The organism is Vibrio lentus, assembly GCF_002875945.1.
GTDB classification, from domain to species: domain Bacteria; phylum Pseudomonadota; class Gammaproteobacteria; order Enterobacterales; family Vibrionaceae; genus Vibrio; species Vibrio apostichopi.
Genome location: NZ_MCZK01000176.1, coordinates 44,239 through 58,524, shown reverse-complemented (window position 1 = coordinate 58,524; position 14,286 = coordinate 44,239). Strand labels below are relative to the sequence as shown.

At 44.4% G+C, this 14,286-nt stretch carries 13 protein-coding genes; 6 read left to right on the top strand and 7 right to left on the bottom strand.

What is annotated here, in order from left to right; all coding sequences use genetic code 11:
* From BCT49_RS24205 to BCT49_RS24185, 5 genes are all read left to right on the top strand, one after another.
* A partial coding sequence (locus BCT49_RS24205; protein ID WP_102438795.1) for an HAD family hydrolase occupies window positions 1–748 on the top strand: 748 nt, incomplete at its 5' end.
* Window positions 749–905: 157 nt separating this feature from the next.
* Window positions 906–1,601: an aspartate/glutamate racemase family protein gene (locus BCT49_RS24200; protein ID WP_102438785.1), complete on the top strand. Its 696-nt coding sequence runs from the start codon at window positions 906–908 to the stop codon at window positions 1,599–1,601.
* 567 nt (window positions 1,602–2,168) lie between these two features.
* Window positions 2,169–3,041, top strand: coding sequence for a radical SAM protein (locus tag BCT49_RS24195; protein WP_102438782.1), 873 nt, complete (start codon window positions 2,169–2,171; stop codon window positions 3,039–3,041).
* A 262-nt stretch (window positions 3,042–3,303) separates the two neighbouring features.
* Window positions 3,304–3,540, top strand: coding sequence for a YdcH family protein (locus BCT49_RS24190; RefSeq protein ID WP_017067743.1), 237 nt, complete (start codon window positions 3,304–3,306; stop codon window positions 3,538–3,540).
* Window positions 3,541–3,733: 193 nt separating this feature from the next.
* The gene (locus tag BCT49_RS24185; protein ID WP_102438780.1) at window positions 3,734–4,630 is read left to right on the top strand and encodes a LysR family transcriptional regulator; all 897 of its coding nucleotides are present in this window, start codon (window positions 3,734–3,736) and stop codon (window positions 4,628–4,630) included.
* A gap of 103 nt (window positions 4,631–4,733) precedes the next feature.
* Here the strand turns inward: BCT49_RS24185 and BCT49_RS24180 are convergent, their stop codons facing one another.
* From BCT49_RS24180 to BCT49_RS24155, 6 genes are all read right to left on the bottom strand, one after another.
* Window positions 4,734–5,543, bottom strand: coding sequence for an SDR family NAD(P)-dependent oxidoreductase (locus BCT49_RS24180; protein WP_102438778.1), 810 nt, complete (start codon window positions 5,541–5,543; stop codon window positions 4,734–4,736).
* Window positions 5,544–5,844: 301 nt separating this feature from the next.
* Window positions 5,845–7,404, bottom strand: a complete 1,560-nt coding sequence (gene glpD, locus BCT49_RS24175) for a glycerol-3-phosphate dehydrogenase (protein ID WP_102438776.1) — start codon at window positions 7,402–7,404, stop codon at window positions 5,845–5,847.
* 329 nt (window positions 7,405–7,733) lie between these two features.
* On the bottom strand, window positions 7,734–8,525 hold the full coding sequence (locus BCT49_RS24170) for a DeoR/GlpR family transcriptional regulator (protein ID WP_102438774.1): 792 nt from the start codon (window positions 8,523–8,525) through the stop codon (window positions 7,734–7,736).
* Between the two features lie 275 nt (window positions 8,526–8,800).
* Window positions 8,801–10,321: a glycerol kinase GlpK gene (gene glpK / locus BCT49_RS24165; RefSeq protein WP_009845918.1), complete on the bottom strand. Its 1,521-nt coding sequence runs from the start codon at window positions 10,319–10,321 to the stop codon at window positions 8,801–8,803.
* Between the two features lie 59 nt (window positions 10,322–10,380).
* On the bottom strand, window positions 10,381–11,235 hold the full coding sequence (locus tag BCT49_RS24160; RefSeq protein WP_004732234.1) for an MIP/aquaporin family protein: 855 nt from the start codon (window positions 11,233–11,235) through the stop codon (window positions 10,381–10,383).
* 448 nt (window positions 11,236–11,683) lie between these two features.
* Entirely contained in the window at window positions 11,684–12,115 is a 432-nt protein-coding gene (locus tag BCT49_RS24155) for a PACE efflux transporter (protein ID WP_102438772.1), read from the bottom strand.
* Between the two features lie 128 nt (window positions 12,116–12,243).
* On the opposite strand from BCT49_RS24155, the gene BCT49_RS24150 reads away from it, so the two are divergent.
* Window positions 12,244–13,125, top strand: a complete 882-nt coding sequence (locus BCT49_RS24150) for a LysR family transcriptional regulator (RefSeq protein WP_102438770.1) — start codon at window positions 12,244–12,246, stop codon at window positions 13,123–13,125.
* A gap of 85 nt (window positions 13,126–13,210) precedes the next feature.
* On the opposite strand, the gene arsB is transcribed toward BCT49_RS24150, so the two are convergent.
* Window positions 13,211–14,266: an ACR3 family arsenite efflux transporter gene (gene arsB / locus BCT49_RS24145; protein WP_102438768.1), complete on the bottom strand. Its 1,056-nt coding sequence runs from the start codon at window positions 14,264–14,266 to the stop codon at window positions 13,211–13,213.
* Window positions 14,267–14,286 lie beyond the last annotated feature (20 nt).

Sequence of the window (14,286 nt, the reverse complement as noted above, 5' to 3'; positions counted from 1 at the left end):
GAATTACGCAACAAAGCCACTAGACCGTGTAAAAGAGATGGCTCCAGAACATCCTGAATGGAAAACCGAAGCACCGTTTAAGTTTGTACTTGAAGGGGATATTGAGAGCGTTCTGGGCAGTGGCGAAGAAGGGCTATTAAAAATCATCATGGCGACACACTCTGGTATGACAGTCGAAGAATACCAGAAAGACGTCAAGCAATGGTTGGCGGTAGCAAAAGATGAGCGCTTCAATAAAGCGTACACAGACCTAACTTACCAGCCAATGAAAGAGATGCTGACTTACCTGCAAGAGCATGACTTTAAGACTTACATTGTGTCGGGTGGAGGCGTTGACTTCATGCGAGCGTGGGCTCCGCAAGCTTACAACATTCCTACAGAACAGATCATCGGCAGCGCGCTCAAATACAATTACAGCTACAACGATGGTAATCCGACGGTTACTAAGGATTCGTCCATTTTGACCATCGATGACAAAGCCGGAAAGGTCACTAACATTCAGCATATTATCGGTAAGAAGCCGATTCTGGCCGTAGGTAATTCAGACGGTGACCAAGCGATGATGCAATGGGCAACGAGCCAACCCAACTCAATGGCTATGATTGTTCATCATACCGATGCCGAACGTGAGTGGAAGTATGATCGTGAGTCCCATGTTGGTAAGCTCGATAAGGCACTAGATGAAGCGAACTCTAGAGAGGATTGGACGCTGATCGACATGAAATCCGATTGGTGTGAGGTGTACTAACGCCGAATTGATTCTTGATTTATAAAAGCTCGGATTGTTGATTCGAGCTTTTTTGCGAAATAGCGAAGGCTTCGTCTTATTTTAAGCAAGAACGTACTATAAATTTTCACCGCATGACGCTTTAATCGGGATTGTCAGAAATTAAAGGAATAGAGAAATGAAAACGATCGGTTTGCTTGGTGGTATGAGTTGGGAGTCGACAGTGAGCTACTATAAATCCATTAACGAGGGTGTAAAAGCTACCCTTGGCGGGCTCAATTCTGCAAAGGTTTGTATGTACAGCGTGAACTTCGATGAGATTGAAAAGCTACAGCACCAAGGTCGTTGGGCTGAGACGGCTGACATCTTATCGGACGCGGCTTTATCGGTAGAGAAGGGCGGGGCTGACTTTATCCTGATCTGTACCAATACCATGCATAAGGTCGTTCCTGAGATCGAAGAAAAGATCACGATTCCTATCTTACATATCGCAGATACCACGGCGCAGAAATTGCTTGAGAAAGGCGTGAAGAAAGTCGGATTGCTCGGTACTGCTTTCACGATGGAACAAGATTTCTATAAAGGGCGTTTAACCGATAAATTCGGTATTGATGTAGTGATCCCTGATGAGAGTGACCGAGAAGCAGTGCACAACATTATTTATCAGGAATTATGTCGCGGCGAAGTAAAAGAAGAGTCTCGAGCTGTCTATCGTCAAATCATTGAGAAGCTAAGCCAGCAAGGTGCTGAAGCCGTTATTCTTGGGTGTACTGAAATCGCCCTACTGATTCAGCAACAACATACTGATGTTCCTCTTTTTGATACCACTGCTATCCATGCGGAGGCGGCAGTACGTTTGGCGACGAGCGATTAACTTCTAGCTCTTATTTCTAGCTGCATAGCAGTTCTCTTTTAGTTTTTGTGCGATTTTTATTCAGTTGAGTGAAAGTTTTTTGTACAAAAGCAGGTCGTTAATTAATGAAGCGATGCTTTGTTCATTAACCAAGGCTTTATCGGCAGGTAAGGCTTTAGTTAATGGCTGAGGTATCCGCGCTTTTAAGCACTATGCTTTAGTCATGACCAAAAGAGGATTTATTATGAAATGGCTTATCTTATCTGTGACGTTATTGTTTGTGGCGGGATGCCAATCAACAGGCTCTGAAACATCTTCACATGATCAAATGAATAAAGTAGATACAAGCGGTTGCAGTAGCTAATCTCTTTTTGTGGAAACACCTTTTCAGCTGCTCCGATAGCGACCCCCATAAAAGCTCCAATAAAGAGTTATCCCCTATAAAGCCTTGTGTTATCACAAGGCTTTTATTTTATACAAAATCTAAAAACTGATTCGACTATATTACGAATTATCAATGAATACTGGTGTTGATAAACTCTGTTTTATTCAAGCACGCTCTCGTGCTTATAGACCGGAGAAACCAATATGAATTACGAGGGAAAAGTATATCGTCCATGGACAGAGGCGAAGAGCATTCTTATTCAAACCACATTAGGTTGCAGTATCAACACGTGTACGTTCTGTAACATGTTCAGCGATAAACGATTCAAAGTTCGTGACATTGAAGATGTGTTTAAAGATATCGAAGAAGCTCGCCTGATTTATCCTTATGTTGAATCGATTTTCCTTATCGATGGCAATGTGATGGCCGCTCGCACGGATTACCTTCTTAAGGTTTTGGATAAGCTTCGTCATACCTTTCCTGAAAGCAGAAAAGTATCGCTTTACAGTGGTTTGAACGATTTCCGTCGTAAAAGCCTGAGCGAGCTTAAAGAACTGAAGAGTGCAGGCCTAACCATGGCTTATGCGGGTCTTGAGTCGGGCGATGCGGTTGTGCTCGACAGCATTAAAAAGCGCATGACCCCTGAGCAAGCGCTCGAAGGTATGGCTCTGGCAAAAGAAGCCGGCATTGAAACTTTATTGTCGTTCATCTTTGGTCTTGGCGGACGTGATCGTTCCCGTGAACATATTGTCGAGACTACAAGATTATTGAACATCATGAAGCCTGAACAAATTGCGCCCATGGCGTTAGCGATTCAGCCTGGCACTGTGATGGAACAAGAAGTGAAAGACGGCAAGTTCATTATGCCGACTCAACTTCAGATTCTGGAAGAAGAAAAATACCTGCTTGAGAATCTAAACATCGACACTTTCTACTGGGGTGACCATGGTAACAACATCGTGACTCAGAAAGGCTTCCTGCTTGATTCCAGAGAGCAATTTTTAGCGAAGGTTAACCATGCAATAGCATCTAATCCGATGGCTAAAGATAGCGTTATTCAGACGTTTGCTTGGTAACGTTTATTGAAAATCGATACCTATAAACAAAGATAAAAAAGAGTAGTGCTCATGAGGTGAAATGTCCGTCGTGAGCCTACTTTTTATTAAGACAATTCAAAATCAACAAAGCTATTTTCTAGGTACATGTTGTAAATTTGTGAATCTGAATTGTCTATATTCTATGCTGTGTACTGGATCTCATTTGTTATTTGAGTCCCTTGCTAAGGTAAATAATGAATATGTTTAATACCAATCACTTTACTCAACTTAAGAGGTTTCTATGCTAGGTGAAAATCATTCTCTTGTTCACGAATTTCCTGAAATGAAAGATAAAATTGCTGAGCTTGTTAAAACTGACGATGGCTTTGCAGCAGACATGAAGACGTACGACAACCTTGATAAAGAGATTCGTAAGCTTGAGCTGAAAGATTCACCCATTGATGACGGCTCGATGCACCAACTGAAACATGATCGTTCTGTACTGAAAGACGCACTGCACGCTCGTTTAACTGGCTAGTGAGCTAGTAATTTTGCTGATTAGTGAAATGGCGAATTGCAGATTTAGATACTAAAAACTCCTTCGGGAGTTTTTTCTTTTTGGCTCAATAACATCTTCATCATTCAACTGAGCTAATACGTTGTATTGTTGTGTTAATAACGCATAATGAGGATTACTGGTACACGATTTTTAAGATTTCATTGGTAATCACATGAATATTGAACACCTCAAATTGTTTGTTCGTTTAGCTTCCACACATAACATCAGTATGGCTGGCCAAGAGCTGGGACTGTCGCCTGCGGTTGCTAGTTCGCATATCAGTAAACTTGAAGATAATTTAGGTGTTCGCTTGGTACACCGAACCACTCGTAAGGTGTCTTTAACAGAGGAGGGGGAGGCATTCTTACCTCACGCTGAAGAGGTGTTATCGAGTGTGGATGCTGCCAAGTCGGCGGTCGGTGTGGGCTGTGATTCTCCAACCGGAACATTGCGCGTCACGGCATCTGCGTCTTTTGGGCGTTTGCATCTTGTTCCTGCACTACCTGGCTTTCTTGAGCGTTACCCGGGTTTGAAAGTTGATTTCAGATTGTCAGACTCTATGGTCGATCTTGTAGAAGGCGGCTTCGATATCGCAATTCGAATCTCTGAATTGAAGGATTCGACACTCATTGCTCGAAAGCTCGCGACAGATAAACGTGTTGTGTGTGCATCGCCAGACTATCTAATCAAATACGGCAAGCCAGCCACGCCTCAAGATCTTAATGACCACCAGTGTATTAGCTTGATTGGCTTAGAAAGCTGGACCTTCCACACTGAAAACGGACCTAAAACGATTAAGGCCTCGGGGTCTTTTAGAGCGGATAACGGCGAAGCGCTGCGTGATGCGGCGTTAGGTGGTATTGGTATTACGGTGACGTCGAATTGGTGTGCGTACGAGCAGCTGAAAAGCGGTCAGTTGATTCAAGTGTTGGAAGATTACCCACTCACCTCAGAAGCGGCGATTTGGGCGGTGTACCCAAGCACAAGGTTGCTTGCGCCAAAAGTGAGAGCCTTCATAGACTACTTCTCTGAATACTATGGCAACCCGCCGTATTGGGAGCAAAAGTAGAGGTAAACCGATTTAACGAAAAAGCCCTCCGTTTCTAAGTGAATATATTAGAAGCGGAGGGCTTTTTTCTTGGAATCAGAAAATCAATTGAGCATAGCTGTCATTAAGAAAGCGTTGCTGCGATGATCTCATCAATTTTAGCGACAACTTGTTGTGATTTATCACCGTAAATTGCATCCGGGTGCGGGTTGGCAAAGGTGTTGTTGTCGTTATCAAAGTATTGACCGCCCGCTTGTGCGAACTCGTCAGACAATGATGCACGAACGAGAATATCAGAACCAATGCTTAGGTCGCCGCCGGCAATGCCGTACGCATCTTTCACCATCTTACTGCCTAGTAACGAAGCAGGGTTTACCGCAACCACCATTGGGCCTGTAAAACCTAACTCTTTTGCCATTTCACGTGTCCACATAGTGATCGCCAGTTTACTTTGTGCGTAAGCGTCGCCATCAGAAAGAGGTTTTTTACCTTCGAGTACTTCAATGCTTACCGCAGCTTGCGCCGCTGAAGACAGGTTAACCACTCGGCTAGATGAATCGAGCAATGGCAATAGACGCTTGGTTAGGTGATACGGAGAAACCGTGTTTACAGCAAAACGAACATCTAAACCGTCTTTAGTGATTGGGTTCGGGGTGTTGAACACGCCTGCGTTGTTAATCAGTACGTCAATTTTATCGTGTTCAGCAATCACTTCGTCAGCCAACGCATCCACATCAGCCAAAACAGACAAGTCTGCCACGTAGCTTTGGATTTTTGCTTCAGTAGAGAGAGTTACAAGCTGCTGCTCAACATCTTTTAGTTTGCTTGGGTTACGTCCATGCAATAAAACGTGGTGACCTTGTTGAACGAGTACTTTTGCAGTTTCGAAGCCGATACCATCGGTAGAGCCAGTGATCAGGATAACTTTTTGCATGGAATAGATTCCTTATTAAAGCGCTGACATCGCGAGCGTTTTTGAATGTGTTGTTTCGTTGAGATAAAGAATAGCAACCTTTTGTGAAGTTGATAATCAAGCTGATTAACAAAACACTATTTAGTTTTTATTGAAAATAGAGGCGAGAACAAAGCCTTAGCCAGCGCGAAGAAGACGATCAGTCGATAGATTTATCTGATTGAGTCCTTAAATCGGAATAGCAGACAATAAAAAAGCTTAGCGCGGGGGACGCTAAGCTTGGTTGTTAATTATGTTCTGAAGCATGTCTAGGCTGGTGGAATTAGCCGACTTGAGAAAAGCTCACTACCTTGCTTTGTAGTTTCTCTTTCAAGTAATCAGTCACCGTTTGCTGCTCTGATTCGCTCATGTACAGGCCTAGCTTGGTTCTGCGCCACAAGATATCTTCGTCTGTCATCGCCATCTCTTCATTGATCAAGTAATCGATTTCAACTTGATAAACGCCATGGGCTTCACTTGAGAATTGGGTGCCAAGGTCAGCTTCGCTATTCGCACCTTCCAGTAGTTTCCACGTGTAAGTACCGAATTGAGTCACGTAGCGAAGCAACAACGCTTCAGATGCCCAAGGGTATTTAGTGTGGATCATCTTCGCAAGTTGCTCTCTGCTACAGCTGAAGTTACCGCCTGGAAGCGTGTTGTTGGCTGTCCAAGGCGCACCCATGTTGGTTAGGTGTGGTTCTAACTTCTTAAGTGCTGCTTCGCCTAGCTTACGGTAAGTGGTTAGCTTGCCGCCGAAGATCGAAAGCAATGGTGCTTGATCTAGTTCTGCATCCAATTCCAATGTGTAGTCACGAGTGATCGCTTGTGGTGAATCAGATTCATCGTCACAAAGCGGTCTTACGCCACTGTATGTCCAAACCACATCTTCACGGCCAAGCTGTTTAACAAAGTGCTGGTTAACAATATCAATCAAGTAATCCACTTCGACATCATCAATTGCGACGTTACGTGGGTCGCCTTTGTATTCAAGGTCAGTCGTGCCGATGATCGAGAACTTATCTAGGTAAGGGATCATGAACACAATACGATTGTCTTTGTTTTGCAGAATGTACGCTTGTGGTTCGTCATGAATGCGTGGCACAACAATGTGTGAGCCCTTGATCAGACGAATATTACGAGGCGAAGCCTGCTCTAATCCATCATCAAAGAATTGCTTAACCCAAGGGCCTGCTGCGTTAACAAGCGCTTTTGCTTTACGTTCAAAACGTTGGTTTGTCATGACATCGAGGATCGTCACATGCCAAATACCACCTTCACGGTGCGCTTTTTCAACTCGGCAATAGTTACGAACTTCTGCGTTGTTCTCTTTAGCCGCTAACACGTTGAGCAATACCATACGCGCATCATCAACCCAACAATCTGAGTATTCGAAACCTGTCTTCATTTCTGGCTTCAATAAGCCTGATTTCGCCAAGTTCACCGTTTTACTGCCAGGAAGCGTGGTGCGTTTACCCAAGTTATCGTAAAGGAATAGGCCACAGCGGATCATCCAAGCTGGGCGTAAAAATGGTCGATGAGGTAAACGGAAACGCATTGGTTGAGCAACGTGAGGTGCTTTTCTTAGCAAGACTTCACGTTCTGCAAGTGCTTCCGAAACCAAACGAAATTCATAGTGTTCAAGGTAACGTAAGCCACCGTGGATCAGTTTTGAACTTGCAGAAGATGTCGCAGAGGCGAAATCATTTGCTTCATATAAACCAACGTTTAGACCACGACCTGCTGCATCCGCTGCGATGCCTGCACCGTTGATACCGCCGCCGATCACGATCAAATCTAAAGTGGAAGATGTACTATTTTTTGAATTATTTTGTTGAGCACTCATGGTTTTGACCTCTTTCTGAGCGAACGAGCATTTTAGAACATAAGTGAATCCTATCTTAACTTTCGTTTGCGGTCATTTATTATTTTCGTTTATGCGCGTTTTATGTGATTTGAGCATAAAAAAACCTCTGCTTATGAAAGAAGAGGTTCAAATAAAACTTATTCGAGCATAGAAGTGACACGAACAGGGATCAAGTATTGTTGGTCCAGTTATTAAAAAAGCCAGCTATCGATAAAGTGTTTTATCAATAGATCTGGCTTTTGATTGCTCAATGAATGAGCGAGCTTTACTTAATTTAGCTCAACTTAATCTAGCTAGATTAGCAGGGGCTATTCGCCTGAAGTTGAAGGCTGAGCAGTATCGATAATTTCTAACGGAATTGCCGAATCTTTAAGGATGTTGAGAATCTCTTCCGGCGGCTGCTTATTAGTAAACACCATGTGTGCCTGAGATATATTACCAAGCTTAACCATCGCATTACGACCAAACTTAGTGTGGTCGACGGCTAAGAAGATGCTACGGCTGTTTTCGATGATTGCTTGTTTCACTCGAACTTCGTGATAGTCAAAATCGAGTAGTGAGCCATCAAAGTCGATGCCACTGATGCCCAAGATGCCGAAATCCAGACGGAATTGCTTCACGAAATCGAGTGTCGCTTCACCGACAATACCGCCGTCGCGGTTTCTTACTTCGCCACCCGCCAAGATAACCTTGATCTCAGGGTTCGGCAGAAGGATGCTCGCCACGTTAATGTTGTTGGTGACAACTCTTAACTGTTTGTGATTTTTGTTGAGTGCACGTGCAACTGATTCTGGTGTGGTACCGATATCAACAAACAAAGTCGCGCCATCTGGGATGTGTTTAACCAGTTCATCGGCAATCACGTCTTTTTCGTTGAAGTTAAGCGCTTTACGCGTGTTGTAAGAGGTGTTTTCCGAGCTTAAAGGAATGGTTGCACCACCGTGATAGCGACGGATTTTGTTGCCATCGGCCAGTTCGTTGAGGTCTCGTCTGATGGTTTGTGGGCTGACATCAAACTTTTCAACGAGCTCTTCGGTACTCACATATCCTTGTGTTTTAACCAGGTCTACAATCTGCTGGTGTCTTGGTATCTGCTTCACTTAACTTACCACTCCCTGCACGCCAAAGGCTCTAGCGCGTCAAAATCGAAAATATAAACTCGCGCTATTGTGCTCGAATTGACGAAGAGAGAGAAGTAATGATGGTAAGGAATCATGTCTAAACCGCAAAAACGGTGCTCGTAACGTAAAATTTGAGCTCGAAACGCAAAAAAGAGCACAAAATAGTGCTCTTTTTAGTTTCGTTTACTGAGGTTCGAACAATCCAATCGACAAGAAAGTGATTATTCGAGCTCTTCTGTTAACTCACGCTTAGATTACTCTTCGTCGTCATCGTGCAGTTCAGACCAAACCTGTGCACACTTGATAGCACGCTTCCAGCCTTTGTAACGGCGGTTACGCTTCTCTTCGTCGTGGTGTGGCATGAATGTACGATCTAGAACGGCTTTGTCTTGAAGCTCGTCAATGCTGTCCCAGAAACCAACCGCAAGGCCAGCAAGGTAAGCGGCACCCAGAGCGGTCACCTCCGTTACTTCAGGGCGGTGAACTTCAGTATCAAGCACGTCTGATTGGAACTGCATTAGGAAGTTGTTCGCTACTGCGCCGCCATCAACACGCAGTTTCGCCAGCTTAATGCCAGAGTCAGCTTGCATTGCGTCTAGTACGTCACGAGTTTGGTAAGCAATACCTTCCAGCGTTGCACGGATGATGTGGTTAGAGTTAACGCCACGAGTCAGACCAACAATCGTACCGCGAGCATAAGCATCCCAGTATGGTGCGCCTAGGCCAGTAAACGCAGGAACCACGTAAACGCCGTTTGAAGAATCCACTTTCGTTGCAAAGTACTCAGAGTCTTCTGCACCAGCCAGCAGCTTCATTTCATCACGTAGCCATTGGATTGATGCACCGCCCATGAATACTGCACCTTCTAGTGCGTATGCTGGTTCGCCTTTAGGGCCACATGCCAGTGTTGTTAGTAGGCCGTTCTTCGAGGTTACTTTCTCTTGGCCAGTGTTCATTAGAAGGAAACAACCCGTGCCGTAAGTATTCTTAGCTTGGCCTGCTTCTACACACATTTGACCGTAAAGTGCTGCTTGTTGGTCACCCGCAATACCCGCGATTGGGATACGAGTACCGCCTTTACCACCAAGGTTCGTTTGACCGTATACCTCAGAAGAGCGTTTTACTTCTGGCATCATGATTGACGGAATACCCATCTCATCAAGTAGCTTCTGATCCCAACATAGGTCATTGATGTTGAACAACATAGTACGTGAAGCGTTGGTGTAATCCGTAACGTGTACACGTCCTTGAGTCATTTTCCAAACCAACCAAGTATCAACCGTACCGAACAACAGCTTGCCTGCTTCAGCGTCTTCACGAGCGCCTTCAACGTTGTCTAGAATCCATTTTACTTTGGTACCTGAGAAATACGGGTCAAGGACTAAGCCAGTATTGTCACGTACGTAGTCTTCTAGGCCACGTGCTTTAAGGTCTTCACAGATGTCTGCTGTACGGCGACACTGCCATACGATTGCGTTGTAAACCGGTTTGCCCGTTTCTTTGTTCCAAACAATGGTGGTTTCACGTTGGTTAGTGATACCGATACCCGCGAGTTCGTCGCTGCGAATGCCTGCTTTAGCAAGCGCTTCAACCAATGTAGAGCTTTGAGTTGCCCAGATTTCCATTGGATCATGCTCAACCCAACCCGCTTTCGGGTAAATCTGAGTGAATTCTCGTTGAGAAGAACTAACGATGTTTGCATCGTGATCGAGGATTACAGCGCGAGAACTTGTGGTGCCTTGGTCTAGGGCAACAATGTATTTTTGCTCGGTCATGGTAAGAATCCTTTTTCTTTCGTTATTTATATTTTAGTAAATGTAAGGTCGCTTAGGGGTTAAGCTTGAGCTTGTTCAGCTTCTTCTTCTGTTTCACATTGGTTTGGAATTGTGCAGCCTTGGCCTTCTACTGGTAGGTAAGCACCGATAACACGTGGGTATAACCAACCACCAAAACACGCACCAGCAATTGGAGCAAGAATTGGAACGATGAAGTAAGGAATATCACGAGCACCGCTTAGTGCGAAATCCCAACCTGCAAAGTAAGCGAAAAGTTTTGGTCCGAAGTCACGAGCAGGGTTCATTGCGAAGCCAGTCAGTGGACCCAAAGAACCACCAATTACTGCAATAAGAATACCGATCAGTAGAGGATTCATTGCGCCGCGAGATGCGCCATTGTTCTCATCACCTAACGCCAAAATAGCAAACATCAACACAGCGGTAATCACGAATTCCACAGCAAAAGCGCCAAAGAAAGAAAGTGAAGCATGTGGGTAAGTCGAGAAGATACCAGCGGTTGATAGTGCGTCTTGGCTGCTACGAACGAAGTTATGTGCGATTTCGTAGTCAGTGAATAGGTTGCTGTACAGGCTGTAAACCAATGCCGCAGAACAGAATGCGCCAAGTAGCTGAGAAATGATGTAAGGCACAACTTTCGCCTTATCAAAGCCATGGAACATTGCCAGTGCGATGGTCACTGCCGGGTTTATGTGTGCGCCAGAAACACCAGCAGTACAGTAAATTGCGATAGCAACACCGAAGCCCCAGATGATGCTGATTTCCCATTGTCCGAATGTTGCACCAGTAAGTACTAGTGCTGCCACACAGCCAACGCCAAAAAATATGAGTAGTCCTGTTCCTATAAATTCGGCCAAGCATTGCCCAAATAAAGAGGGGTGTTTGTTAGTTGTCATGTTTGAGTCCTTTTTAGTTTTGCTTATCTAGCACGTGCATTGTGCATATATTTGCGAACTCGAAAACAAACGAACATTAAAATTGAGCGTTTGAGCATAAAATTGTTAATTAAAGTCACTTGAAATGTTAAACCGAACACTTTTGTTCGAAAAAGAAGCTCGCATGAACTTCATTGCTCGAATTGATATGTTTCGAGGTCGCTAAAATTACCTGTATGTAAACGGATGCACAACTGGTACGAGGAGTTTCTGTTTGGATTTGTGACGCTACTTCGTGAGTGGTGGATAATTAGACTTAATTAGGGAGGGCTGTGTGATGTTTTTGCTATGTAACAAGGGCGTTAACAAATGAGTTTATATGCATAAATGAATAAACTGCCAACTAAGTTGTAGTTTGGCAGTTTCAATTTGGGTGTTTGTTCTTGTTATAAGTTAAGAACTTACAGCTCTAAACTAGAGCTGCAACTTTTCCTCTCGCAACCAACTGAGCTCGGATTGAGTCATACGCCCAGTTGAATGCTATCGCGTAAAGTACGAAGAAAATAACTAGGCCGATGTCCATGATCAGGACGGTCAGGAAGTCGAGTTGTAGAACCCACATCAAGACAGGTAGAGTGACGGTCATTAATCCAAGCTCAAAACCTAAGCCGTGTAGAACACGTGTTTTCTTGGTTCTTTTGCTTCGGTCAGCCCCGTAAATTTTATCGTAGCCATAGTTGTAAACATAGTTCCAAGCCATTGCAATCAATGATATTGCAAGCGCTAAGCCTGCCATTTCACCTGCGCCGTTTCCTGTAATATAGGTTGCAAGCCCTGCCATTAAAATCAAAGCAACTATTTCAAATAGCACCATGTGTAACATGCGTTCTTTATGTGACATCTTTTTACTCTCTTTATGTTTTTCTAGCCTCTATGGGCTAATGACTTGGCTAGATAATATCTATTTAAGTGATAATATAAAGATAGTTAGCATCACATATAGTGATAGTAAGTGTTGGGAGACACCGAGTGTACAACATAGAACAGCTGAAGATGTTTGTGTATGCCGTTGAATTAGGGTCATTTTCTGCGAGTGCTCGTGAGTTGGGTAAGGTGCAGTCGGCGGTGAGCCAAGGTATCAGTAATCTTGAAATAGATTTTAATGTTCAACTTTTTGACCGTTCGACACGCAAGCCAACGCTGACGGCGCAAGGTCAGCAGATTTTCAAGCAGGTCAAAGCGATTATTCTACAAGTGGAAGATCTCAACTCTTCAGTCAATGCCATCAATAATCAAGAGGAAGGGCTACTGCGCATCGCATTAGATGATGCCTTGTTGCTTCCTTCATTGCCTAAGGTGTTGGATAAATTCAGCCGAACATTCCCAGCGACAGAGGTTGAGTTGATGGCAGCCGCGAGTACCGATGTGAATCGCTTGGTGTCACAAGACCGCGCAGATATCGGCTTGATGTTTACTGATCTCGCTTTCCATGCGGACTCCGAACCCTGCTTTATTGGTAACCTACCTTTCGTTGCCGTGTGTCACCCAAGTCATGCTTTGTCTGAAGTAGGCATCGCCAAGTTGCCTGATTTCATCCCTCATCGTCAGCTCATCCTACGCGGCAACAAAGGTAAGGTGATTGATCATTTTCCGGTAGTAGCAGGCAAGGTGTGGTGGGCGAACAGTTTTGTCGCCATCAAAGAGATGATTGTGCATAGTTCGGTAGGCTGGGCGTATCTGCCGCGTTACTTGGTGGAAGATGAGATTCAACAGGGAAAGCTTAACCAGATTAACGTCTCGTTTGATCATAAAACATGGTCGCCTCCTGTCGATTTGGTGATATCTAAGAAAGCGATGAAAGGGCCAGGTTTACTTTGGTTGGAAGAGCATCTCAAAACCTTACTCGACTAACCTTTCACAAGCGACAGACAAATGAAAAGGGCTTACCCCGAAAGGTAAGCCCTTAGTTTTCTAATCTTCTGCTAGATGCTAGATGCTAGATGCTAGATTTAACGGTTTGGCCGTTGTAGTACTTGTCTTTCATCTTAAGCGCCACGTTCACTAGGTAAATCAGTACAGGCACTTCAATCAGTGGACCGATAACGCCTGCAAACGCTTGGTCTGAGTTGATACCGAATACCGAGATTGCTACGGCAATGGCTAACTCGAAGTTGTTGCCGGTCGCTGTGAATGCGATTGACGCGTTCTTGTCGTATTCAATACCCATCTTCTTACCAATGAAGAAGCTGATGAAGAACATCGCTGTGAAGTAGATAGTCAGTGGAACAGCAATCAACAATACGTCCATTGGCAGTTCAACAATCATCTCGCCTTTTAGGCTAAACATCAGAACGATAGTCGCCAGTAGAGCTATCAGTGTGATTGGTGAGATGCGTGGAATGAACACATCGTTGTACCACTGCTCGCCTTTCATCGACACTAGGATCTTACGGCTTAAGAAGCCCGCTAGGAACGGGATACCTAGATAGATAAGTACACTGTGTGCAATATCGATCATTGAGATATCAACCATCATGCCTTCGTAACCAAATACAGGCGGTAGAACACTGATGAATAACCAAGCCATAAAGCTGTAAGTCACAACTTGGAATGCGCTATTCAATGCAACCAAAGCTGCGCCGTACTCTTTGTTACCGCCGCCGATATCGTTCCAAACCAGAACCATCGCCACACAACGAGCAAGACCAATCAGAATCACACCCACCATGTAACCAGGGTGATCACCCAAGAACGTCAGTGCCAATACGAACATTAGAATTGGACCGACAATCCAGTTCATGATCAGAGACAGTTTGATGGCTTTCTTATCTTTGACCACAGTGCCTAATAGGTTGTAGTTAACCTTAGCCAAAGGTGGATACATCATTAAGATAAGGCCAATCGCAAGTGGAATGTTGGTTGTGCCAACAGACATCGATTCGTTCCACTGTTCGATTTGTGGGAACAAGGTACCAAGCAGTACACCAATGCCCATGGCGATGAAGATCCACAGCGTTAAGTAGCGATCGAGAAAACCTAATTTTGGTTTCATGATATTATCTCTTTGGTTGA